The 23,379-nt window shown below is 47.6% G+C and carries 11 protein-coding genes; 4 read left to right on the forward strand and 7 right to left on the reverse strand.

What is annotated here, in order from left to right; all coding sequences use genetic code 11:
- The first annotated feature begins 38 nt into the window (after positions 1-38).
- The 3 genes from EZE20_RS09325 (at position 39) to EZE20_RS09335 (ending at position 3,596) form a co-directional block, all read left to right on the forward strand.
- Entirely contained in the window at positions 39-1,643 is a 1,605-nt protein-coding gene (locus EZE20_RS09325) for a RagB/SusD family nutrient uptake outer membrane protein (protein WP_132116841.1), read from the forward strand.
- Positions 1,644-1,662: 19 nt separating this feature from the next.
- A complete protein-coding gene (locus EZE20_RS09330) occupies positions 1,663-2,649 on the forward strand; it encodes a metallophosphoesterase (RefSeq protein ID WP_199879882.1) in 987 nt (328 codons plus the stop codon).
- Positions 2,650-2,753: 104 nt separating this feature from the next.
- Positions 2,754-3,596, forward strand: a complete 843-nt coding sequence (locus EZE20_RS09335; protein WP_132116843.1) for an endonuclease/exonuclease/phosphatase family protein — start codon at positions 2,754-2,756, stop codon at positions 3,594-3,596.
- Positions 3,597-3,684: 88 nt separating this feature from the next.
- Here the strand turns inward: EZE20_RS09335 and EZE20_RS09340 are convergent, their stop codons facing one another.
- From EZE20_RS09340 to EZE20_RS09370, 7 genes are all read right to left on the reverse strand, one after another.
- Positions 3,685-7,029, reverse strand: coding sequence for a VCBS repeat-containing protein (locus EZE20_RS09340; RefSeq protein WP_132116845.1), 3,345 nt, complete (start codon positions 7,027-7,029; stop codon positions 3,685-3,687).
- A gap of 153 nt (positions 7,030-7,182) precedes the next feature.
- Positions 7,183-9,048 (reverse strand): RagB/SusD family nutrient uptake outer membrane protein, encoded by a 1,866-nt coding sequence (locus EZE20_RS09345; RefSeq protein ID WP_132116847.1) that lies wholly within the window; start codon positions 9,046-9,048, stop codon positions 7,183-7,185.
- Positions 9,049-9,067: 19 nt separating this feature from the next.
- Positions 9,068-12,223, reverse strand: coding sequence for a SusC/RagA family TonB-linked outer membrane protein (locus tag EZE20_RS09350; protein ID WP_132116850.1), 3,156 nt, complete (start codon positions 12,221-12,223; stop codon positions 9,068-9,070).
- A 711-nt stretch (positions 12,224-12,934) separates the two neighbouring features.
- Positions 12,935-14,440 (reverse strand): c-type cytochrome domain-containing protein, encoded by a 1,506-nt coding sequence (locus EZE20_RS09355; protein ID WP_132116852.1) that lies wholly within the window; start codon positions 14,438-14,440, stop codon positions 12,935-12,937.
- A gap of 44 nt (positions 14,441-14,484) precedes the next feature.
- Entirely contained in the window at positions 14,485-14,805 is a 321-nt protein-coding gene (locus EZE20_RS09360; protein ID WP_132116854.1) for an L-rhamnose mutarotase, read from the reverse strand.
- 156 nt (positions 14,806-14,961) lie between these two features.
- On the reverse strand, positions 14,962-16,434 hold the full coding sequence (locus EZE20_RS09365; RefSeq protein WP_132116856.1) for a DUF1501 domain-containing protein: 1,473 nt from the start codon (positions 16,432-16,434) through the stop codon (positions 14,962-14,964).
- A gap of 44 nt (positions 16,435-16,478) precedes the next feature.
- A complete protein-coding gene (locus EZE20_RS09370) occupies positions 16,479-19,235 on the reverse strand; it encodes a DUF1553 domain-containing protein (RefSeq protein ID WP_132116858.1) in 2,757 nt (918 codons plus the stop codon).
- Positions 19,236-20,176: 941 nt separating this feature from the next.
- Here EZE20_RS09370 and EZE20_RS09375 point away from each other — a divergent pair.
- On the forward strand, positions 20,177-23,353 hold the full coding sequence (locus EZE20_RS09375; protein ID WP_132116860.1) for a SusC/RagA family TonB-linked outer membrane protein: 3,177 nt from the start codon (positions 20,177-20,179) through the stop codon (positions 23,351-23,353).
- The last annotated feature ends 26 nt before the right edge of the window (positions 23,354-23,379 follow it).

The raw sequence follows: 23,379 nt of genomic DNA on the forward strand, positions 1-23,379 counted from the left end.
CTTTTTCATTTTAGTTAAAAAAATAGATACTACTCGATATGAAATCGTTCCTGTATAAAAAACTTACGTTGCTGCTTGTCGTTCTTGCCGTAACTGCCTGCGACGTAGAACGGCTGCCTGAAACACAAATTACCGATCCTTCGTTCTGGAAATCCGAATCAGATATACGCTCGGCCACCAACTACCTGTACACGTTTTTGCCTGGTTTCAGTAAAGAAGAGGTGTGGTCAGATAACGCCTTTGGTACACAGCCCGACCCTATCAGCGACGGCACCCGGCTTCCGCCCGCTACAGCCGGCGACTATTCTACGCCATACCGCCTGATCAGAGCTGCCAATAATGTGCTGGAAAAAGTACCTGATGCGCCGGTAACCCAGGATGTGAAGGATCGCTACATGGCCGAAGCTCGTTTTTTTCGCGCCTTTGCCTACATGCAACTCGTGCAGAAATATGGCAACGTGCCGCTAATCCTGAAAACGCTGGTTGAAACTTCGCCTGAATTAACTAAACCGGCCGCACCAAGACAAGAGGTTATCGAGCAGATTTACATGGATCTCGACATTGCCGCAGCTACACTCCCTACTCCAACTGCACTGGGCAATGCCGGATATGGCCGTATTGCGAACACAACGGCACTTGCCATAAAAGCACGCATGGCGCTTTTTGAAGGAACACGCGCCAAATTTCATAAATATGGTGACCCGGCAATGCACCTGCGACTGGCGCAACAAGCCGCCAAAGCCGTCATGGACAGTCAGCAGCATAGTTTGTTTAACAGCTATTTTAACCTGTTTCAGTATGCAGGAGAAGGACGCCAAAATCGCGAGAATATTTTGGTAAAACAGTACGGTACCGACCCGGCCAATCTTGTACTCAACCACAACTATTCACTGGATATATATACGGGCGGAGCCAATCCAACCAAAAGTCTGGTTGATAGCTATCTGATGAAAGACGGTTTGCCAATTACCAAATCGCCTTTGTACCAAAAACCCGTAGTTTCAAACGATGTATTCCTCAACCGGGATGAGCGTCTTTTGGCGACGGTTTACCGGCTGGGCGAGCCCTACAACGTAGGCGCAAACTTTACTATGCAGCTGCAATACTACAAAACCGGATTTGGGGCAAAAAAATACTTTACAGCCACCGATTTTGCTACCCGGCAGGCCCTGCTCGACTGGGTTATTCTGCGCTACGCCGAAGTACTTCTGACCTACGCCGAAGCTACCTACGAACTGAATGAAACCATTTCGGATGAAGATCTTGACATCACCATCAATCTGCTGCGGCAGCGGGCCAACATCGTCCCCCTTTCCAATGCCTTTGTGGCTGCCAACGGGCTTAACATGCGGGAAGAAATTCGCCGCGAACGCCGGGTAGAACTTGCCATGGAAAATCTACGGTATTGGGATATAATCCGCTGGAAAACAGCCGAAGAAGTTCTGCCCAAAACGGTATTGGGCAACTATTATTTTCCGGATGAATTTGGCACCGAATCACCCGTTCAACTCAATGCCGAAGGGCAGATTCTGGTACAGGATGCTTCCTTCCGGCGGTTTGACCCGGCCAAAGACTACCTGTGGCCTTTGCCCGTCAATGAATTGGGACTAAACCCGGCATTGCAACAAAATCCGGGTTGGTAATTTTTAATTTTTAAAAAACATGATGTTAAAAAAATATTGTAAAAAAGGGCTGGTCTTTCTGGCCGCCCTTGCTTTAAGCTCATCGGGTAGTTCTGCTTGCTTTGCGCAAAAATTTACACTCCCCATTTTTCCGGATACCCAAAGCGAAATCAACGCCCGTCCCGAGATGTTTTTTAGTCAGGTCAACTGGCTCATCCAAAAGCGTGATTCGTTGAATTACCCGATCGTGCTACACGTCGGCGACATTGTCGATTATGACAATCATGACCACTGGAAAAGAGCGGATCAGGGTTTCAAAATGCTCGACAGCGCCGGAATTGCGTACGCACTGGCCGTGGGCAACCACGATACGGAGGCCGTAGGCGTCAACAGCGGCAGTGCTGCGCCCGGAAACGTCAATCAGAATCTGCGCAAAACAGCCAAGTTCAATTCATATTTTCCCGTCAGCCGATTTCCCTTACAAAGAGGACGATACGAAGAAGGAAAAAGTGATAATTCGTGGTATTCGTTTGAAGCCGGAGGTTTGAAATGGATGGTCGTGAGCCTGGAATTTTGCTCCCGGCAAGGCCCTGTCGATTGGGCCAACGAGGTAGTGGCGGCTCATCCCGACCACAATGTCATCATGCTGACGCACTACCACCTGAACCCCAACGGCGACATCAGCGAACGAAACGCGGGCTATGGTGATTTGAGTCCGGCGCAGATTTACGATCAGTTTATCAAAAAACAACCTAACATTCTGATGGTTTTGAGTGGACACGTGTGCTATTCGTCGTGGCGAAACGACAAAGGCGAGCACGGCAATCGCATCTATCAGTTTTTGCAGGATTATCAGAATGAAGACTTTGGCGGCGGCTACCTCCGTCTGCTGGAAGTTGACACGCAAAAAGGTACGCTGTCGGGCCGCATGTACTCGCCCTACTACAACCGCGAACGGCAGGACGCTTCGCCCATTTACTTTAATCGTGTACAATTTATTAAACCCGATCAAAAAACCGGAAAGTAATTTTGCCCGGACTTTTTGAAGGAAAGTTATCAGTAGAGAACCCCTTTCTTTCGATTTTAGTAGTCCAATGGTTCATTTTCAGGTTTCATTTTTATTTAGTCCTAATGAAAAAGAGTATTCTGTTTCTCATAATTTGCCTTGTATGCCAACAGGCTGTATTTGCCCAACGCGACACGCCCATTACGGTGGCGTCTTACAATCTTCGCTACAATACGCCAAACGACGGTGTGAATGCATGGCCCAACCGCAAAGAACATGTCAAGTCGCTCATTCGTTACCACGAGTTTGACCTGTTTGGCACGCAGGAAGTGCTGCGCGGGCAGATTGAAGATGTGGCAGAACTGAGTGAGTTTGGGTTTCTGGGTAAAGGCCGGGACGATGGTAAAGAAGGCGGCGAACATTCCGCTATTTTTTACAAAAAAGATCGGTTCAAAGTACTTGATTCGGGTGATTTCTGGCTGAGTGAAACCCCGGACGTGCCCGGCAAAGGCTGGGACGCTACCTGCTGTAACCGCATTTGTTCGTGGGCGAAGTTTCAGGATTTAAAGACAAAAAAGCAGTTCTACTTTTTCAGCGTTCATTTTGATCATCAGGGCGTAAAAGCCCGGCAGGAATCAGGTAAACTGATGGTCAGGAAAATAAAGGAAATTGCTAAAAATATTCCGGCAATTTGCGTCGGTGACTTCAACTCAACTCCCGAAACGGAGCAAATTAAAGCGATGGAAACAATTTTACAGGACACCTACAAAGTTTCGGCTCAGCCGCCTTACGGCCCCGTGGGAACGTTCAACAGCTTCAAATTTGATGCTCCGATGGAAAACCGGATCGACTATATTTTTGTCAGTAAAGAGTTTAATGTCCTGAAATACGGCGTTCTGACCGATGCCAGAGAGCAGCGCTACCCGTCTGATCATCAGCCTGTTGTAGCGAAGGTAGTTTTGAAATAAGAATTTAATTTTAAATAAATAAAATGAGGTTTTGAGAAGGTAAATGCTTTCTCAAAACCTCATTTTTTTAGGTAGCTAAAAGTTTTTCTCAACGCTTGACTTTATACGCACGTACCGCACCCTGATTGACGCCAAACAGCAACTTGTCGTTTAGCGGCACAATGCAGCGCACGTCTCCCCGGAGCATAAAACCGGATTTTTTTTGCGGGATTGTTACAAAATCTCCCCGCCCGTTTCCTTTCAGCAGCAGGCCGTAATTTGCATCAAATTTACCCAGCCGCAGCCGTCCCTGACTACTATTTCCTCCTAAAATCAAATCCTGATTTCCGTCCTGATCGTAGTCGAAGGCCGTTATGGCAAAAATCGGGGAATACTGCGCTTCGCGCGGGAGTTCTTTGGCCTGATATTTTCCGGTAGCCGTACTTAAAAACAGTGTTGTTTTGAGATAATTCGCTTCAAGTTTTTGGGCACTTTCCAGTTCTTTTTCTGAAAAAAGCTCATTAAGCGTCACATCAGCATAGCTTTTATAATCGGGATAGCGCGCGCCCATGCTGCTCATTTGCATCACGAGTTCATCGCGCGTGATGTACGGGTAATTTTTGCCCTGTACATAAAAACTCAACATTGGATCAACCGTACCGTTGCCATCAAAATCTTTGGAATACAGCGTGGCCGGTTCTTTGTCGCTGACACGCACCTGCGAGTTCAGACCCTGATTGCCCACCACAAAATCGGGCTTTCCATCTTTATTAAAATCGTCTACGAGCAGTGTGTTCCACCAACCCTGAAACGATGCGTCAAAGTAGTCGGACGTTTTATCAATCAATTTGCCGTTCTCCTGAATAAAAATTTTCACAGACATCCACTCCCCTACGACTACGAGGTCTGCTTTTTTATCCCCATTGACATCTACGGCGGCGGCATCGGTTACGAGCCCGGGAGTTGACAATTCTTTCGCAACGGCGGCGGTACGTTTGGTAAAATTCCCGCGCCCGTCATTCACAAGCAGGTAGCTTTCCGGAATTTCGGGATAGCGCCCCGGCACCACACGACTACCGACAAAAAGATCGGGTTTTCCATCGCCCGTAAAGTCGTCGGCGCAGACCGTGCCCGTGCTCGTGAGCATGACGGGCAGCGCTTTGGGGCTAAGGGTAAAGTTTCCTTTTCCGTCATTTATAAATAATTTGTCCTGAAAACGGGCGTCGTTTATTTCAAAATCTGCGTAGCCGCCATGCGCCACGTACAGATCGAGGTGGCCATCGGCATTGGCGTCAAAAAAGACCGCATCCGTCACCTGACTTGCGGCATCGGCATTCCAGTCAGCGTTGGTTTTTTGTACAAAATTTCCACCTTTTTGCTGGATAAAAAGTACGCTCGCCTGCCCTTTGCTTCCTCCCACAAAAACATCGGGAAGACCGTCGGCATTGACATCGGCTTTTACCAAACAAGGCGATGCAAAGGAAAGGGATTGCACGAGCAGCGGCTGTCGGTAAAAATCATTGATGGGGGGTGTGGCATCTTTGTACGCCAAAGGTGAGCTGATTTCTTCAAAAACAGCGGGTTGTGCTACGGGTCGTTTGTACATGTCTAGGGCATCGCTTTCAGAAACTGCAAGCACCTGATCAACTTTTGGGCTCGTAATCAACTGCTGACGACCCGATGACCACACCACTCGTAGTGAATCAACAGCGGCGATTTCACCCAATCCAAAATGCAGGGTCGGAGACACGCTCGACTGATAGCCACGGGTGGGCATTTGTTCCAGATATTGCACGTTTCCTTTGGCATAGAGAAATATCTGCGCACCAACGCCCTGCGTATTGGGCGTCTTTCCTTTGGTTTGAATTTTTAAATAATGATGTTTGAAGAGCGTATTGGCTTGATTTTGATAAATAAATGCGGGTAAATTGACATTATTAACAATCAAATCCAGGTCGCCGTCATTGTCGAGGTCAGCGTAGGCAGCGCCGTTGCTGTTGGAAGGTCGGCTGAGGCCCCAGGCTTGTGTCACATTCCGGAACGTCATATCGGTCCGGTTTTCAAATGCATAGTTGGTCAGGTTCGATGAAGGAATTTCGTAGACCAGTTTGAGTACATCGCTTCGTTGAATTCCCTGCTGCTGATTTTGCACATAATCGCTCATGTGTTTCAGAAAATCCATGTTGGTATAATCGCGCAGATATCCATTAGTAATGTAAAGATCTTTCCAGCCATTATTATCAAAATCGGCAAACAGCGCCGACCAGCTCCAATCGGTGTTGGATACTCCTGCCAACTGCCCTATTTCGCTAAATGAACCGTTTCCCTCGTTTACATGCAACATGTTGCGCATGTACTGATGGTTAAAACCGAGATTTACATTCAGATTAAATTTCTCGTAATTATCGGGCGCCATGAGCAGTTTTTGCCGGCGGTTGTCTTCCGGAAGCATGTCGAGCGTCAGAATATCCGGTCGGGCATCGTTGGTGAAATCGGCCACATCGCTCCCCATCGAAAAGTGTGACGTATGGCCCATACTGCTTTTGAGTTGATCGCTGAACGTACCGTTGCGGTTGTTGATATACAGGAAATCGGGTACCTGATAATCGTTGGACACGTACAGATCCGGCCAGCCGTCGTCGTTGAAGTCGGCAACACCAGCACCCAGTCCATACGAAAGCGCCGAGCTTTGCAGTCCTGCCTGCCGGGTAATATCTTTAAAGACCTTACCATCGTTTCTGAACAGCCTCGGGCCGTTCATCGGGTCATCTTTTTTCAGGATTTCGGCTGTGCCGAGTTCATTAAGAACTGGCAGTGATTTTGGATTATGATTGAGTAAAAATAGATCCAAATCGCCGTCTTTATCATAGTCAAAAAAAGTAGCCTGTGTACTAGTGGCTTCACTTGCCAGGCCAAAGGCAGCAGCCTGCTCGGTAAAGCGTGGCATTCCTTTTTCATCTACTCCTTCGTTGATATACAGTTCGTTCCGACGTTTTTGGGGAGAAAAATTTCCTGAATAACATACATACAAATCCAATTTTCCGTCGCCGTTGACATCGGCCATTGTCACGCCGGTTTTCCAGCTGCTGTCTCTTCCGGCAACGCTTGCCTGAGCCGTTACATCTTCAAACTGCATGTTGCCCTTGTTGATGTACAGCCGGTTTGAAACCATATTTCCTGAAAAATACAGATCATCCAGTCCATCGTTGTTAACATCTCCTACGGCCACCCCACCCCCATTGTAGAAATACTCGTACATCAGCACGTTGCCGTTCAGGTTTTCAGTCAAGGTGTTTTCAAAAGTAACGGCGGTTTGCTCAGGAGTAAGCAACGTAAAAAGCGGATCACCGACGGGAGCATCGGCAGCTTTGTCATCGGTAGCAGATTGCTGACAGCCCGAGAGTGCAGCGATGAAAAATACACTTGCAAGCAGGCTAAAAATTGGCAGGCGCATCGAGTGAGATATAGAAAAGGTAAAAATGAAATGACTAAAACGGAAAAGAATCCGGTTAGCCGTAGCTACCGGATTCTTTTCACAAATCTAAACAGATAAAAGGAGTAATCATTTCCTGCACGAACCTAAGTCCATGCAGGAATTGAAAAAACCTTAGTTGAGCGGATAACCTGGGTTTTGAACCAGATCTTTATTCCGGTTCATTTCATCGCGAGAGATCGGCAGATAGTACATTTTATCCAGCCATGCCCGGTTTTCTTTACCCGGATCAATCTCAAATACGGTGTATTTGTAGTCGTAGTTGTCTTTGCTGTACTTATACACACTTACCGACTTGCCGGGTTTCAGCGTACCTACAATCTGAATACCGTTGGCTTTGCGGCCAAGGGTGGTGGGGGCAATCATCCAGCGGCGGGTGTCATGGAAGCGTTGCTCTTCATACAACATTTCTATACGCTTTTCATTCCGGAAACGGTCTACCAATGCTGCACCTGACTCGGTGATAGCTGGCATACCCGAACGGAAGCGGATTTTGTTCAACCACGTGCGGGCTTCTTCTTCCTGACCAAGCGCAATACATGCCTCAGCATAGTTGAATACAGCCTCAGTGTAGCGCAGAATCGGCCAGGGAATTTCCTGCCAGGTATTCTGATCTACGATTGCCGGATTAGGATCGGTAAATTTACGAATGTAGTAGCCGGTGTAGCTACCGTTCCAGTCTTCAATGGAGCTGTTACGGGTATCAAGGCCAAAATGAGTAACTTTTTCACCAGCAGCATTAACTACCTCATAGCGACCTGTCTGAATCTGACTTGCAGGATCCTTAGGTAAGTTAGCATTTGAGCGAACTTTCCAGGGAGTGCCTTCATGCATGATTGACGCTTTAAAACGTGGGTCACGATTCGCATACGGATCAGCCGCATGAGCGGGGTTGTTCCAGCTAAACTTCGTTCCGTCCATCATTTCGTAGTCATCTACCAGCAATTGAATTGGTGTATTACCAGCCCAGTTGTTGTAGCCGTTTGGTCCGTTGAACAAGCCGATACGTCCGCCACCTTCCTGCTTGGCATTGATAAAATACCGTGCCATCAACAGTTCCGTTTGGCCGCCATTGCGCGCTAGCGAATTGTTCATGTAGTTGGTAGTTCCCTGCTCGGGGCTTACGGGCTCGCTGAGGTTCATTAGGTTGCCCCGGTTCAGATCAAGTACTGCTTTGGCAGCATCTTTGGCTTTTTGCCAGCGCTCCGTACGGCTTCCGCCGGTATATCCCAAAATTTCGGGATTTGCGAAAGCTGCAATCGTGGTGGATTTCTCTTTTGCCGTTGGTATATCGTGTAAATCACTTGCAGCGTAAATCAAAATGCGGGCTTTCAGCGCCAGAGCGGCAGCTTTTGACGCACGACCGGCGGCCATTGATTTTCCGTCAAGAAGTGCGGCGGCTTCGTCGCAATCTTTTACGATAAAATTAACGGTTTCTTCCCAGGTGTTACGTTTTTCCAGATACGACTCTTCTCCCAGTCCATAGGGACGATCAATTAGGGGAACCCCACCGTAGTAGCGAGCCAGCTGATGATAGTAATACGCCCGCATAAACTTGGCTTCGCCTTTCAAACGATCCACGATATTGTTCGTATTTGGGAATTGAGGAGCTTCCAGGTTTTTTAGGGCCAGGTTTGCCGCCCGGATCCGGGTGTACATATTTGGCCAGGAAAGCGTACCATTGACCCATCCAATATCCGCAGGGTTTGAGCGGGCCTCGGTAATTGTGGTGATGCCACGGCCAGGGTGGGTAAAAATGGCTTCGTCCGTAAGGGATGCGAGCATTTGCTCATCAAACCCGCCATTTCCGAAACCGGCGTAGATCTCTGTCACGAAGGCCTCTGCCAGAGCGGCATCAGTCCATACGGCATTTTGAGATAGTTCTCCCAACGGCTGCGTATTGACGAAGTCGTCGTTACAACTCGTGGTAAAAACCAGCGCTGAGGCAACTGCCAAAGCTAATAGTTTAATTTTTTTCATATTATTTTTAATTATATGATTAGAATGTAGCAACCAAACCGAAATTGACGATCTTTTGTTGCGGATAATAATACCCGGTCGAGTTGTCAGCTTCTGGATCAAATACCTTCAACTTGTCGATTGTAAATAGGTTCAACCCATTGAAGTATACCCGGAATTGGCTCATACCAATTTTTGAAATCAATTCAGTTGGCAGACTATAACCCAATTCAAGGTTTTTCAGACGGATATAATCCGAGCTTCTCAACCAGTAATCGTTTCCATTCGAGTAATACTGATCACTCCGGTTGGCAATCCGTGGGTGTACGCTGCTAGGATTCTCAATAGTCCAGCGATTTTCGTATACGTCCGAAAGGAAGTTACCAATGTTTCCAGACTCTCCGGTGCTTACATATTGTCTTGCACCAGTTGCGCCTTGTAACAGGATAGTCAGGTCAAAGTTTTTGAACTGAGCGCCCATGTTAATACCGCCCTGGAACAAAGGAAGGTTGGTATTGTCCAAACGAACACGGTCGTCAGGTGTAATCTTACCATCGCCGTTATGATCCTTATATTTCATATCGCCGGGGCGAAGATTATTCACGATAGCCGAGTAATCCAGTGTATTGGCATCAATTTCGGCCTGATCTTTGAATACACCGTCGTACTTATAGACTACGTAGGTATTCATTGGCTTGCCAGTAGAGCGCTGCCATTCAGGAGCACCGGGGGCTTCATCCCAGAAAATAATTTCGTTTTGTGCATACCCACCGTTTACGCTGAAATTGTATTTGAAATCGCCCACCTGATCGCGGTAACCTACATTGAATTCCCATCCTCTGTTTTTAACCTCTCCGATGTTTTCCCTTGGAAGCGAAAGACCGGTCGATTGGGGAACAGAAGCATTTTTAGACCACAGGATATTGGTACGACGGTTGGAGAAATAGTCTAACTCGAAAGAAACTTTTCCGTTGAACAACTGTCCTTCCAGACCAATGTTTGAATTGGTCGCAACCTCCCACGTAATGTTTTCGTTGGGTACACGTGCTTCAAACAATGTTTTGGTTTCGGTATTACCAACAATATAGCTACGGAAACCATAGGTAGAAAGGTATTGGTAGCTAGGAATCTGATCATTACCCAACTGACCAATCGAACCACGAAGTTTCAGGAAGCTAATAGCGGGCACTGAGTTTTTCAGGAAGTTTTCTTCTGACAGAACCCAACCCATCATGATACCTGGGAAAAATCCGTAGCGAGTTGCTTTGGGGAAAATGTCCGAGCCATCGTAGCGCCACAGGAATTCTGCCAGGTACTTTTCTTTATAGTTGTAGCCAACCCGCCCAAAATAGTTGATACGTGCTGTTTCAAAAGCTCCACCACCGTTATTCCGTTCCAGGTCCCCACCAGCAAACATTTGATCAAGTGCCGTAGAAATAAAGTAGCGACGGAAAGCATTGAAGTTATCTCCTTCGATTGTTTCCCGGTTGGTACCTGCCAACAAGTTAAGCGTGTGGCTTCCGAAGGTTTTGTCATAAGACAGTACGCTCCCTAACAAAATGTTTAGTTGATTTGCATTACCCAACGTCAGCCGTGGATCAGCCGGGCCGCGGCGGCTAGGCACTAATATAGGCGTTACACCATCAGCTTCAAAACCGCTTCCACGCTGATAGAGCGTCCAGGGAATCTCCCAGCGCTTGGTGTTTTGGCTCAGGTTGTCAATCGCTGCCGTAGCCGTATATTTCAGACCTTCTACACCCGGAATTTTGATTTCAAGTGATCCGTTTGTCTGTACATAGTTACGAACATCTTTGTCATAACCACTCAAATCAGTGGTGATTACCACCGGGTTTTCACCGTTTTCGATGTCAGGACCTGGCAAACCGTTTGGCCAATAAGCAGGTTCCTGTGGTTTACCACGCATCAGCATCCGGAAAATTGTACCGGCAGCCTTCGTTGGAAATGCACGTGCTTCCTGACGACCTACGATACCCAAATTCACTTTTACGTATTTGTTGATGTCCGCATCCAGGTTAATCCGGAGGTCATACTGCTTATAACCAGTAGCCGAATTGATGTAGTAAGCGTCCTGGTTTTGATAACCCAAAGAAGCCAAATACCGAACATTTTCCGTTCCTCCATTCAGCTGTACATTATGCCGAACCTGTGGAGAGTTTCTCTTCAGGGTAGCACCAAACCAATCGGTGTTTGGGTGGCCCCATGGATCGCTTCCGTCTTCATACTTGGCAATACTTTCTGGGGAGAATGGCGCTCTTCTTACCGTTCCGTTAGGACGGGTAAACGAACCCGTTGCCTTGTAAGCTGTGTTTGCCGCAGCCCATTCGGATACAGGCAGTCCGTAAATATCCAGGTCGTTCAGCATGCTTGTATACTGAGCCGCACTTGCTACTTCTGGAATTACCGTTGGGTTAGAGAAACCCTGATTGAATGAGTAGGACAGTTCGGGCTTACCGGATTTTCCACGCTTGGTGGTAATCAGGATAACGCCGTTGGCCGCCCGTGAACCGTAGATAGCCGCCGCTGCATCTTTCAAAACAGAGATACTTTCGATGTCAGCTGGATTGATACGATCCAAACCGCCGGAACGGTTGGGGATTCCGTCAATTACGATCAGTGCACCATTGTTTCCTAAGGTGTTGGACCCACGAATACGAATCGTTGCTCCGTCATAACCAGGCTCACCACTCCGGTTTACCACGGTCACACCCGGCAGACGACCTGCAAGCGAGTTCGCAAGGTTAACAGCTGGTGATTTTACCAAATCGTCTCCCTTTACAGATACTACGGATCCCGTTACGGTCTCTTTCTTTTGGGTACCATATCCTACCACAATCACTTCGCTGAGTGACTTGGTGTCGGTAGCTAATTTTACATTAATTGTTGACTGACCATTCAGGGCAATTTCCTGAGAAACATAGCCAATTGATGATAAGATCAACGTTGAGTTGCTGCTTGGTACGCTCAGGGTAAAGGCACCTTCTGCGTCGGTAGTTGTACCGGTCGTAGTGGCTTTTACCAGGATGTTCACACCCGGGATGCCCTGTCCCTGCTCGTCGGTTATTTTTCCTTTTACTGCCACCTGTGCAAATGCACTTACTGCGGCAAGCAGCAGGAATGTGAGCATTAAAAGACCCCTCCTTGCAAAAGAGCAGGTCGATGGAGTAGTAATTTTCATAGATTGGGATTAAAAATGATTGTTTGGTTTAACATGTCCATTCAACTTGTGATTTGAGTAACTCTTGCAGCTACACACGGTAGGACGACTCGCTGAAATTTGCTTTTGTGGAATTCGCAGAAGCAATCTTTCGTACTTGGTGTTCTTCAAGGTTGTGTTACATAGGCAAATAGGTTAGGAATTTATCTTTAATCAAAAAATGGTTATATAAAACTACTGATAATGCGCTTTAAAAGTTATTTCAACACTTATTTATTAACTAAAATGGGCTTTTCAATATCCATTAAATTCTGATAATTCTTATAATCTAAAATAGGCAAAAGTTTCCGTGTGTGGGTATTTTACTAGTTCATTGACCTATTTTTTGTAATTTATTTTAATAAAACAAGTGCAGTTTGCGAGAATCATAACAAACTCTGTTGCACTTTTTCAATAGTTTGTAGAATGTGGTAGATAGTAGAAATAGACTTCCTGATAAAGCCAACAATGATAGTACAATTTTAGCGCAAAATAGTGCTAAAAGCTATTCAGGATTTGATTATTACTGACTAAATTTTGACAAATATTGAAGATTGAATGGTTTTTTTATGACAAAATTCAGGTAGGATTTGTCTTTTTAGACTATTTAACAAATTTTATTTTGTTTTATATAAAAGAATACTATATATAAAAATCGTCTTCCGGCAGAAGCTCTTAAACAAGATTCAATTATTATTTTTTTGAGATATTCAGACTATCCGGTGCAGCATTTGCTCCGGCTTTCAGGAAATTTGCAACGGCTTTTTCGTCCCAGCCGGTCAGCACGCTCATGTCGGGCCGAGCTTTTTTCAAAGCCTCAATTCCTGCTTCTGTCACTGCCGATTTCCAGACATACACCTGTTTTAGCGCTTTATGCTCAGAAAGAGCTAATAATCCTTTATCAGTTACTTTTGTTCCAATCAAATTGAGCAATTCCAGGTACGGCATATCTTTTAATTGTTGCAGGCCCGTGTCGCTTATCTGCGTTCGTTCGAGGTACAGCTTATTCAAATTTTTCAGCTTTGCTATTTCCGGCATTCCGGCATCGGTCAGGCGAGTATCACTCAATTTTAGCCACACAATTTGCTCCGCAAGCGGACTTAACAACGCACTTTGTTCGTCCGAAAAGGCAGGAAAATTGATAGCACTGACTTCCAGCATATGTTGCTCTTTGGCCAAAGGCACTACCAAAACCTGCACCTTTTGCAAAGCCGATACGGCCGACGCATCCGGAGCATCAACTTCAAGATTTTGAATTAGTGACTGCGAAGGGATAGTTTCCGATTTGGAACTGCCGCCAGTGCTCAGCGAGGCTAAGGCAGGTTTGATCGCTTCGGTAGGGGTAAGTTCAGCCACTTTTTTGGTAGCCGACGCCCCCTGATCAATCCACCAGCCAATCAGCGCAACCTGCGATTCTGATAGCTGTGGTTTGCCTTTGGGTGGCATGTGCTCATCGTCTTCGAGCGGCAGTAAACAGCGTTTCAGCATTTCGCTATCGAGGCTTTTTCCTGCTACAAAAATGGCCCCATTTTCGCCTCCTTTGGAAAGATGCTCGTACGAGTCCATGCGCAGTTTACCTTTTTGCTTGGTCGCATTGTGGCATTGAATGCAATGTACATTGAGTACGGGCTGTACAATATCCTGATACACAACGGCCTCCGGAATATTGGCAATGGGTTTGATTTCATAGGCACCTGTTTGGCGGGGAGGCATTCCGGCCAGCGAACGGAAAGGTTCGGGCGTGTATTGCGTGAGGTACTCTTCTCCGTGCGTAAGGCCACCGCCCAAATGTCCAGTAGATAGGAGCAGCAACGTTGAAATTCCAAGAGCAGGTACATACAGGGCCGTCAACACCGGCACACGATTGGCCAGAAAATCAGACTTCACCAGCCACGCTACCGATGCCCACACCGCCACGCCAATTCCCTGCCATTGGTGCTGTTCCAGGAGTTCTTCCTCGTAGCCTCCACCCAATGAAAGCAAGTATCCGGCGCCACAGGCAAAAATAGCGCTCAGTGCGGACCAGCCCAGAATAAAACGCAGGACATCCTGACTAATTGAAATTTTCCCTAGTCGATTTCCCAGTTCGAGCAATGCCGCCAAAAGTAAAAATCCGATGGGAAGGTGAACCAGCACCGGATGGAAGCGCCCCAGAAAAAGTGCCCAATCGGTAGCTTGCAGAAGGAGAGTCAGGAACATAGAAAAGCAATAGAATTAGTTTACTTCAAGGATTGAATGAAAAATTACAGCCGGAACATTTCGGGACAAGCTGCTACCACGGGAGAGTTATCTGGGTTGACCTCCATGAGGTCGGCCATGTAGTCCCACCACCGCTTCATAATAGGCAGCGCGGCAAGCTCAGCCGTGGTGTCGGGTGCAGCTACTTTTTGAAAAGCAAAAAGGGCGAGAGTAGCTTCATCTAAAAAAATGTAGTATTCGATGATCCCGGCCATTGTCAAAAGCTCCCGCAACTCAGGCCACAGTTCGTCATGACGTTTTTTATATTCAGCCACAAACCCTGGTTTCAGCTGCATTTTAAACGCATGAATACGTTCGTCGTTCATTTAGGTTTTTGGTTAAAGGGGTCTTTTAATTGAAACTGAAAGATAATTGTACAAAAAGGGTTTAAACTATATTTCTAGAAAACCAATTTAAATATCTATAAATCAATTATTTATATAAAGCTAATTGCTAACGAACTAATCGCTAACAGCTACTCATCACGCAAGAATCGGTGTAATCACTTTTCCAGCGGTATCGGTCAAACGAAAGTTACGGCCCTGGAATGGATAGGTAAATTTCTCATGATCGAAGCCCAGCAAATGCTGTATTGTGGCCTGCAAATCGTGCACATGGGTTTTGTCTTTTACTCCATAATATCCCAAATCATCGGTTTCGCCATGGCTGTATCCTTTTTTCACACCTCCCCCAGCCATCCACATCGTAAATGCTTCCAGGTGATGATCGCGCCCCATAAATGGCAGGGTTTGGCCGTTGCGGTTTTCCTGCATCGGCGTGCGGCCAAACTCCCCGCCCCAAACCACGAGCGTTTCGTCGAGCAGGCCCCTCATTTTCAGATCCTGCAACAGCGCCGCCACGGCCTGATCAGACTCCCGGCATTTGTCGCGCAGCCCGATTTCCAGCGCGCCATCCGGTCCGGTGCCGTGGGTATCCCAGCCCCAGTCAAAAAGTTGAACAAATCGAACGCCATTTTCGACCAGTTTTCGAGCCAGCAAACAATTCATGGCAAACGAGCCTTCACCAGCTTTTACTCCGTACATATCCAGCATGTAGGCCGGTTCTTTGGACACATCCATTACTTCGGGCACCGACATCTGCATCCTGAATGCCATTTCGTATTGGCTAATTCGCGTCAGGATTTCGGGGTCTTGTACCTCTTCGTAGGTTTGGCGGTTTATTTCATTAATTGCCTCAATCGTCTGCTTTCTAATATTCCGGTTCATGCCATTCGGATCAGACACGTAAAGCACCGGGTCGCCACCGGTGCGGCATTGGACGCCCTGATAGACCGTAGGCAAAAAGCCACTCCCCCATACGCTTTTGCCCGCATCGGGCTGCTTGCCGCCGGATGCCAGCACAATGAAGCCGGGCAAATTCTGATTTTCTGAACCCAGTCCATACACCGACCATGCGCCCAGACTTGGCCGACCCAACCGGGCGCTGCCGGTGTGCATCAATAGCTGAGCCGGGGCATGATTGAACTGATCGGTATGCATGGCTTTCAGAAAAGAGACTTCGTCGGACATGGTTTGCAGGTACGGCAGATAATCCGAAATCCAGGCACCCGATTGTCCATGCTGTTTAAAACTCCCCTGCGGGCCAAGCATCTTGGGTACTCCCTGAATGAACGCAAATTTTTTACCTTCCAGAAATTCCGATGGGCAATCCTTGCCGTGGTATTTGGCCAGTTCGGGTTTAAAATCAAAAAGTTCGAGCTGCGAAGGCGCTCCTGCCATGTGAATATAAATTACGCGCTTGGCTTTCGGTGCAAACTGCGGCATACGAACGGCCATCGGATCGGTGGCAGTGGCGGCTGTGCCGGTGGAGCCGCAACTGCCCAGCAACGAGCCAAGTCCCAGCGCGCCCAGGCCAAAGCTGCACTCTTTCAAAAAATGACGCCGGGTTTTTTGCTTCAAATCTTCGTAGTGAAGTTCTCTGAGTAGCTTATCCATAGTATATGTATATAGATTCTTTAACCTGTCTGTTCTAAACTAATTTACTCCTTCGTCACGACTTCATCCAGATTCAACAAAACATTGGCCGTAATGGTCAATGCCGCCAGTTCGGGAGTTTTTCGTTGGGATTTGGTAAAAACCAGCAGGCTATCAATTTCTGCCGGATGAGCTTTGTATTCACTTAATGCCTGTTGGTACACTTTCAGAGCAACATTCAGGCTGTTTTGTTTCATGGGCTTAAAGGTCAACTGCTGATACCCCAGCCGAAGCTGTTGTTCGGGTGTTTTGGCTTTTTGCTGCATCACCTCAGCCAGTTGCTGAGCCGCCTGCAAATACACCGGGTCATTGAGCGTGACCAGCGCTTGCAGCGGGGTATTGGTTCGGATGCGGCGCGATTGGCAAAACTCCCGGCTCGGGGCATCAAAAGTTGTCATCGATGGATAAGGTGCAGTACGCTTCCAGTAGGTATACAACGCCCGGCGGTAGCGGTCTTCGCCTTCGCTGAGTATCCAGGACTCACCGCTGTACGGCGAAAGCCAAATTCCCTCCGGCTGTGGAGGCATCACGCCCGGTCCGTACATTTTTTTGGAAAGCAGCCCGCTCACCGCCAAAGCCTGATCACGCACCTGCTCGGCGCTCAGTCGCACCCGTGGCCCGCGCGACAGCCAGGTGTTGTACGGGTCTTTTTCAATTTTTTGTCGGTCAGTAGCGGAGCTTTGCCGATAGGTAGCTGATAGTACTATTTGTTTAAGCAGCTTTTTTGTACTCCATCCCTGTTCCTCCATATAAGAGGCCGCCAGCCAGTCGAGCAGCTCACGGTGGGTCGGTTCTATACCCTGCGAGCCAAAGTCTTCTACGGTTTCTACAATCCCCGTTCCAAACAGCTGCTCCCAAAGCCGATTGACCATGACGCGGGCCGTCAGCGGATTTTGCCGGTCTACAATCCAGCGGGCCAGGGTCAGGCGGTCGGCGGGTTTGTTTTTAGGAATTTTTCCGAGAGATGCCGGCACATCCGGCCATACTTCCTTGCCAGGTACCAGCCAGTTGCCGCGTTCGTATACGTGCGTCTTCCGGGCCAGATGTCCCCGCCCCTCCCACAAAATCGGGGTGCTTGGCGTACGGCTCATCAGAAGTTGCGTGTAGTCTTTTTTGATTTGGGCAAAACCCGGTTGATTCTCACCCGGAAGATTCTTTTGGAAAGCAACCCATTTAATCTGTATCCATTTTTCCGGATTTTTAGGGCTGTTAAATTCCAGATACAGCGAATGCGTGCCCGTAATCGGTGGCAAAGGAATAAACAGGACTGTATCGCGCTTCGGAATGGCCACTTTTGCCAGCAACTTGCCTCGCAGAGAATCCAGCCGCAAGGTCATCGTAGCCGACTCGGCACCCGTCGAAACACTCAGTAACATTTGCTCTTTTCCGGTCAGCGGCACGCCTTTGATCCGGGTTGAACCTTCGTGCTGCCCGCCATAAAACTTAGCATCTAGCAGCGAAGATTTTACATACTCGTCAAAATCGTGGGAGTTAATTTTAGGCTCCATGATCCGCACAAACTGCGTCACTTCCTGCGCCTGCTTAGAGTCAAAATCAGTAACCCATGCCCTTAGCCGCTGGACGCGTAGCGAGTCTTCTCCCTTAAAAAACCGAAGAGTAGGCGTGTCTGTTGTTACGTCCTCATCGCGGGTATTATTAAAGAACGCCATATATTTATAGTACTCCTCATGCCGGATCGGGTCGTAAGGGTGGCTGTGGCACTGGACACAGGCAAAGGTTGTCCCCTGCCACACTTCCCAGGTCGTATTGACCCGGTCCATGAGTGCCGCCACCCGGAATTCTTCATCCTGCGTTCCACCTTCGTCATTATTCATCGTATTTCGGTGAAAACCAGTCGCAATCAATTTCTCGTCATCGGGCAAAGCACCCGGTGCGCCAGGCATCAAATCTCCGGCCAGCTGTTCGGTTGTGAAAACATCATACGGTTTATCGGCATTGAAGGCCCGAATCACGTAGTCGCGGTAGGGCCAAATACTCCGTCCGGGGTCGCGCTCGTATCCTTTGGTGTCGGCATAGCGCGCCAGATCCATCCAAAGGGCAGCCCATCGCTCGCCATAGGCAGACGATTTCAGGAGTTGATCCACTACTTTTTCGTAGGCATTTGGGGAAGTATCTCTAACAAATGCCTCCACTTGCTGAGGGGTCGGGGGCAGGCCGGTAAGGTCCAGGCTTACGCGCCGAATCAGCGTGGGGCGATCAGCCTCAGGAGCCGGGCTTAATTTCTTTTCTTTCAGCTTTTCAAGAACAAAGTGATCAATTTCATTTTTTGCCCAGCCTGCTTCGTCCGACTCGCCAAAGCTGAGCCGAGCCAGCAGGCTGCCATTGGATGGAACCTTTGGCCGAACCACGGGCAAGTAGGCCCAATGCGTACCCCACTTGGCTCCCTGATTGATCCACTTTTTCAGAATATCTACTTCTTCATCCGACAAAGGCGGGCCATCTTTGGGCATTTTTTCCTCGGGGTCATCCGTCAGAATCCGGCGAATCATCTCGCTTGCGTCGGCGTCGCCCCGCACCACGGGATGTTTTCCTGACTTGCCCGGTTCGAGCATTTCAGACTCAAAGAGGAAACTCACATTTCCGGCCTTTTTAACGCCCCCATGACAGCCCATGCATTGTTTATTCAGAATGGGCTTTACTTCGGTGTTAAAATCTATGTCTTTTTCAAAAGGGCTGATCCAGAAAAACAAAAGGGCTATAAAAACACCCGCCGGAGCCAGTATGACAAAATTTCTTTTCATGAAACGGTACGACTAAAAAACGGATATAGGGATGTATTTCCTGGGGCTGCCTGCAATTTGAAAAGTTACTTGTTAGTAATTCAAAGAATAATCAGGCTTGATTTTACCCAGCCTGTCGGCAAATAGTTGGCCGTCAAGTGTATGCAACTTTTAAGCAAATTGGATACCTGACCGATTTTATCAATCGAAAACCTTTGCAAATGAAACTTGATATTACTTTACCAGTTTTTTTTATTACTTTTTTTCCAAATCACTATAAATCAAGTTTTTAGAAGACTTACTCGAAGATTTGAATAAAAATACGACCTAAAAATCAGCCGAATTTTTTTATCAAAATAAAATATTAGATAAGTGCAATTAAATTTGGTGATTCATAGTTAAAACCTACTATATGTTCTAGAATAGTTAAATTTTTATTAAAAAAAATTTGGCATATATCGACTTTAACAATATATTTGATATGTGGTTTTGAAAATAACCCAACTTCATAATGTAAAGCAACATTTCATGCCGCACTAGACATGTTGCCGAACAACGAAGAAATGTACAACTGCCGAACCCATAGTTGAAGAACCATGTGGGCTCCTGTGGTTACATATATTTCTTCCAATCAAGTTACGTATATCCAGGAACGATTCGGGTTAATTGATCTGTAAAATGTACAGATCCAGGAAATTATTTGCCTGCATTTTCAGGCATTTGACAAGCCCTGACCCTGAGTCAACACTACGAATTTGCAGCAGAATACAACAAGGTCAAACCAGTCAATATAGGGTTAACGCTTTCCGGAAAAGCATCTCTACCAGGATTATGGCTGTGGGGTTCGTTCGCAAGTGTGTGCGGCCCACGAGCAGGACGAACAGCCACAGCCATAACCTTTGTCCCGATGAGGGGCAGGTCCAATCTATCATTCTTAATTTAAACTAACCGGAGTAATACTAATGAGGAAAACTGTACTACTACTCTTACTGGGCTGTTTGTGCTCAACCTTCAGCATGGCGCAGGTCAGGCAGTTGAGCGGAAAAATAACAGCGGCTGAGGACGGCCTTGGCTTACCGGGCGCCTCCCTGATTTACAAAGGCACAAACATAGGCTCAAACGCAGATTCTGACGGTAATTTCAAAATAACCGTCCCCGACGACGGTATTTTGGTTGTTTCATTTGTAGGTTTCCTGTCACAGGAAGTCCCCATCGGAAACCAAACCTCCTTTGATATAAAACTTTCAGCCGATACCCGGCAGCTGGCCGAAGTGGTTGTTACTGCTTTTGGTATTGAACGCGAGAAAAAAGCACTTGGATATAGTGTACAGGAAATCAAAGGAAGCGCCCTGACCGAATCGCGCTCGACCAACGTGGTGAATGGACTTTCGGGCAAAGTAGCCGGTGTGCGGATTCAGTCTAATGGCGGCCCCGGAAGCGGCTCTACGATTCAGATCAGGGGTTCGTCGTCTATTTCCGGAAACAACCAACCGCTCATTGTTATCGACGGAGTACCGATGGACCAAAGCGCAAGTAAGCAATTGGGCGGCGGAATTTCGGAAGTAAATCCAGACGACATTAAGGAAATGTCCGTTTTGAAAGGTCCTAACGCAGCGGCACTTTACGGCTCACGGGCAGCCAACGGTGTAATTTTGATTACAACCAAAAACGGTCAGGGAACCAAAGGATTGGGTATTGATTTCAATTCCAACGTAACCTTCGAGCGTCCCTGGATCAAGCCTGATTTTCAGAATACCTACGGTGGTGGCAATGGCTACCGGACCTGGTACAGCGATGGCTGGAGCGGGTCGATTACCAATCCAACGGAAATTCAGCAATACCGTCAGGTGTACGATGCCCGTTACCCGCTTGCCGGCTCTGCCGGGACGGACGAAAGCTGGGGCGCCCCGATGGACGGTCGCCTGGTGCGTCATTGGTGGAGTGGAGAAGAAGTAGCTCCGCTTACCCCTCAACCCAACAACTGGGAAGAATACTGGGCTACCGGTCAGACGATTTCAAACAGCGTGGCTCTTTCGGGGGGCAATGACAAAGGCTTTTTTCGGATGTCGCTGGGACGGGTAGATCAAAAAGGAATCATGTACTACAACGATTTTAACCGGACTAACTTCCGCTTAAACTCCGGCTATAATCTGGCCAAAAATCTGAGCGTAACCGTTTCAGGAGAATACATCAAATCGGGCGCTGAGAACCGTAGCTTTACGGCTGGTCAGCAGTTTATTTGGGCACACCGTCATACGTCCTGGGAGCAGATCCGTAACTACGAAGACTACGAAGCTACGCACATTCAGCGGGCAGTAGCAGGCAAGCCGGCCGATACTGATCCACCAAACTGGCAGCACACATTTTTCACAAACCCATTCTTTACCTCACGGGAGCTGCCTTTTGGCAACGAAAAAGATCGTTTGCTGGGAAACATTGCGCTGAACTACAAAATCCTGCCTTCGCTAAGCCTGATGGTTCGTAGTGGTACAGACGTATGGTCTGACACCCGGATCAACGTAACCAACTTTGCCCGGGTTCGGAATGGCAATTATACACCGGGAAGTTTCAACGAAGAAGTGTTGAGAAGCCAGGAAACAAACCACGATTTTATCCTGACCTTCAATAAAAATATCACGCCTGACTTCACTACAAACGTTCAGTTTGGGGGAATTAACCGCACGAACTACTACAAAAGAAACTACTTCAACGTAGGAGAAATGGTAGTAGATGGTATTTTTAACGCTGGTAATTCTGTACCAAGTCGTAATACCATTCAAAGTTCCATTCGGAAATCAGAAGTTCAAAGTCTTTTTGCTGCTGCAAATTTCGGCTGGCGCAACATGCTTTTCCTTGACCTGACTGCTCGTAACGACTGGTCGAGTACGCTTCCCACGAGTGCTCAGTCGTACTTCTACCCTTCTGCTTCTGTGAGCGCGGTGGTTACGGACCTTTTGAATGTTCAGAGTGATATATTGACTTTTGCCAAAGTGCGTGCCAGTTTGGCACAGGTAGGAAATGACGCCGATCCGTACCAATTGGCGCAGACCTTTTTGTCGAGTGGCTCCTGGAATGGTTCGCTTCCAAAGTTCACAGAAAGTGTTTCGATTGCAAACTCAGGCTTGAAACCAGAAATCACGACCGGCCTTGAACTTGGGGCAGATCTGCGCTTCTTCCGTGGAAAAGTTGGACTTGACGCTACCTACTATGAGCAGACGACCAACAATCAGATTTTGGGAGTAGAAATCTCCAAGGCTACGGGCTACGACCGCCGGATTTTGAACGCAGGCGAAATTACGAACAAAGGAATTGAGTTGACGCTCTCGGGAACTCCTATTAAGCTCGACAACGGATTTACCTGGGATGTATCACTCAACTACGCCCGCAACCGTAATAAAGTAGTTGCACTTGCCGAAGGATTAACTACCTATGTACTTGCTTCACAGCGTGGCATGACCTCCGAAGCGCGTGTGGGACAGCCCTATGGTACTTTGTACGGTGTTGCGTTTCAAAGAGCTCCGGACGGACAAATCATCTATGGCGACAACGGACTTCCGCTCCGCGAAGCCAATCAGCAGATCATCGGAAACATTCAGCCTGACTGGACGGGTGGTATGCTTAATACGTTCCACCTGAAAGGATTTACGTTAACGGCTCTGGTAGACGTGCGTATGGGTGGTGATATTTATGATGAAGGAACAGGAACGGGCCGCTGGACAGGTCAGTATGCAGAAACAGCCCTGGGTCGTGAGGAAGGCGTAATCGGTAAAGGCGTACGCGCCCTGACCGCTGCGGATGGCTCGGTAAGCTATGTTCCCAACGACATCATCGTGACGGCCAATCAGATGTATGCCTTCAACAACCCACGGAACTACCACGAGGCAGCGATTTTTGATGCCAGCTATGTGAAACTGCGGGAAGTATCACTAGGCTATAATATCCCTGCTTCTGTGCTCAAAAGACTGCACATTCAATCGGCTAAACTATCATTGGTTGGTCGCAACGTATGGATGCTCTTTAAGAACACCCCACACGTAGATCCCGAATTTGATGCAAAAGGCGGAAATGCACAGGGCTTCGGCTACGGTGAATTGCCAAGCTCACGCAGCCTGGGTATGAACCTCTCACTTTCATTCTAAACCGGAACCCGGAAACTCACATTAAC

Source organism: Arundinibacter roseus (assembly GCF_004348825.1).
Classification (GTDB): Bacteria; Bacteroidota; Bacteroidia; order Cytophagales; family Spirosomataceae; genus Arundinibacter; species Arundinibacter roseus.

Excerpts from the sequence above, each read along its gene's own strand:
- EZE20_RS09325 (WP_132116841.1), top strand. The coding sequence starts at position 39 with ATGAAATCGTTCCTGTATAAAAAACTTACGTTGCTGCTTGTCGTTCTT.
- EZE20_RS09330 (WP_199879882.1), top strand. The coding sequence starts at position 1,663 with ATGATGTTAAAAAAATATTGTAAAAAAGGGCTGGTCTTTCTGGCCGCC.
- EZE20_RS09335 (WP_132116843.1), top strand. The coding sequence starts at position 2,754 with ATGAAAAAGAGTATTCTGTTTCTCATAATTTGCCTTGTATGCCAACAG.
- EZE20_RS09340 (WP_132116845.1), bottom strand. The coding sequence starts at position 7,029 with ATGCGCCTGCCAATTTTTAGCCTGCTTGCAAGTGTATTTTTCATCGCT.
- EZE20_RS09345 (WP_132116847.1), bottom strand. The coding sequence starts at position 9,048 with ATGAAAAAAATTAAACTATTAGCTTTGGCAGTTGCCTCAGCGCTGGTT.
- EZE20_RS09350 (WP_132116850.1), bottom strand. The coding sequence starts at position 12,223 with ATGAAAATTACTACTCCATCGACCTGCTCTTTTGCAAGGAGGGGTCTT.
- EZE20_RS09355 (WP_132116852.1), bottom strand. The coding sequence starts at position 14,440 with ATGTTCCTGACTCTCCTTCTGCAAGCTACCGATTGGGCACTTTTTCTG.
- EZE20_RS09360 (WP_132116854.1), bottom strand. The coding sequence starts at position 14,805 with ATGAACGACGAACGTATTCATGCGTTTAAAATGCAGCTGAAACCAGGG.
- EZE20_RS09365 (WP_132116856.1), bottom strand. The coding sequence starts at position 16,434 with ATGGATAAGCTACTCAGAGAACTTCACTACGAAGATTTGAAGCAAAAA.
- EZE20_RS09370 (WP_132116858.1), bottom strand. The coding sequence starts at position 19,235 with ATGAAAAGAAATTTTGTCATACTGGCTCCGGCGGGTGTTTTTATAGCC.
- EZE20_RS09375 (WP_132116860.1), top strand. The coding sequence starts at position 20,177 with ATGAGGAAAACTGTACTACTACTCTTACTGGGCTGTTTGTGCTCAACC.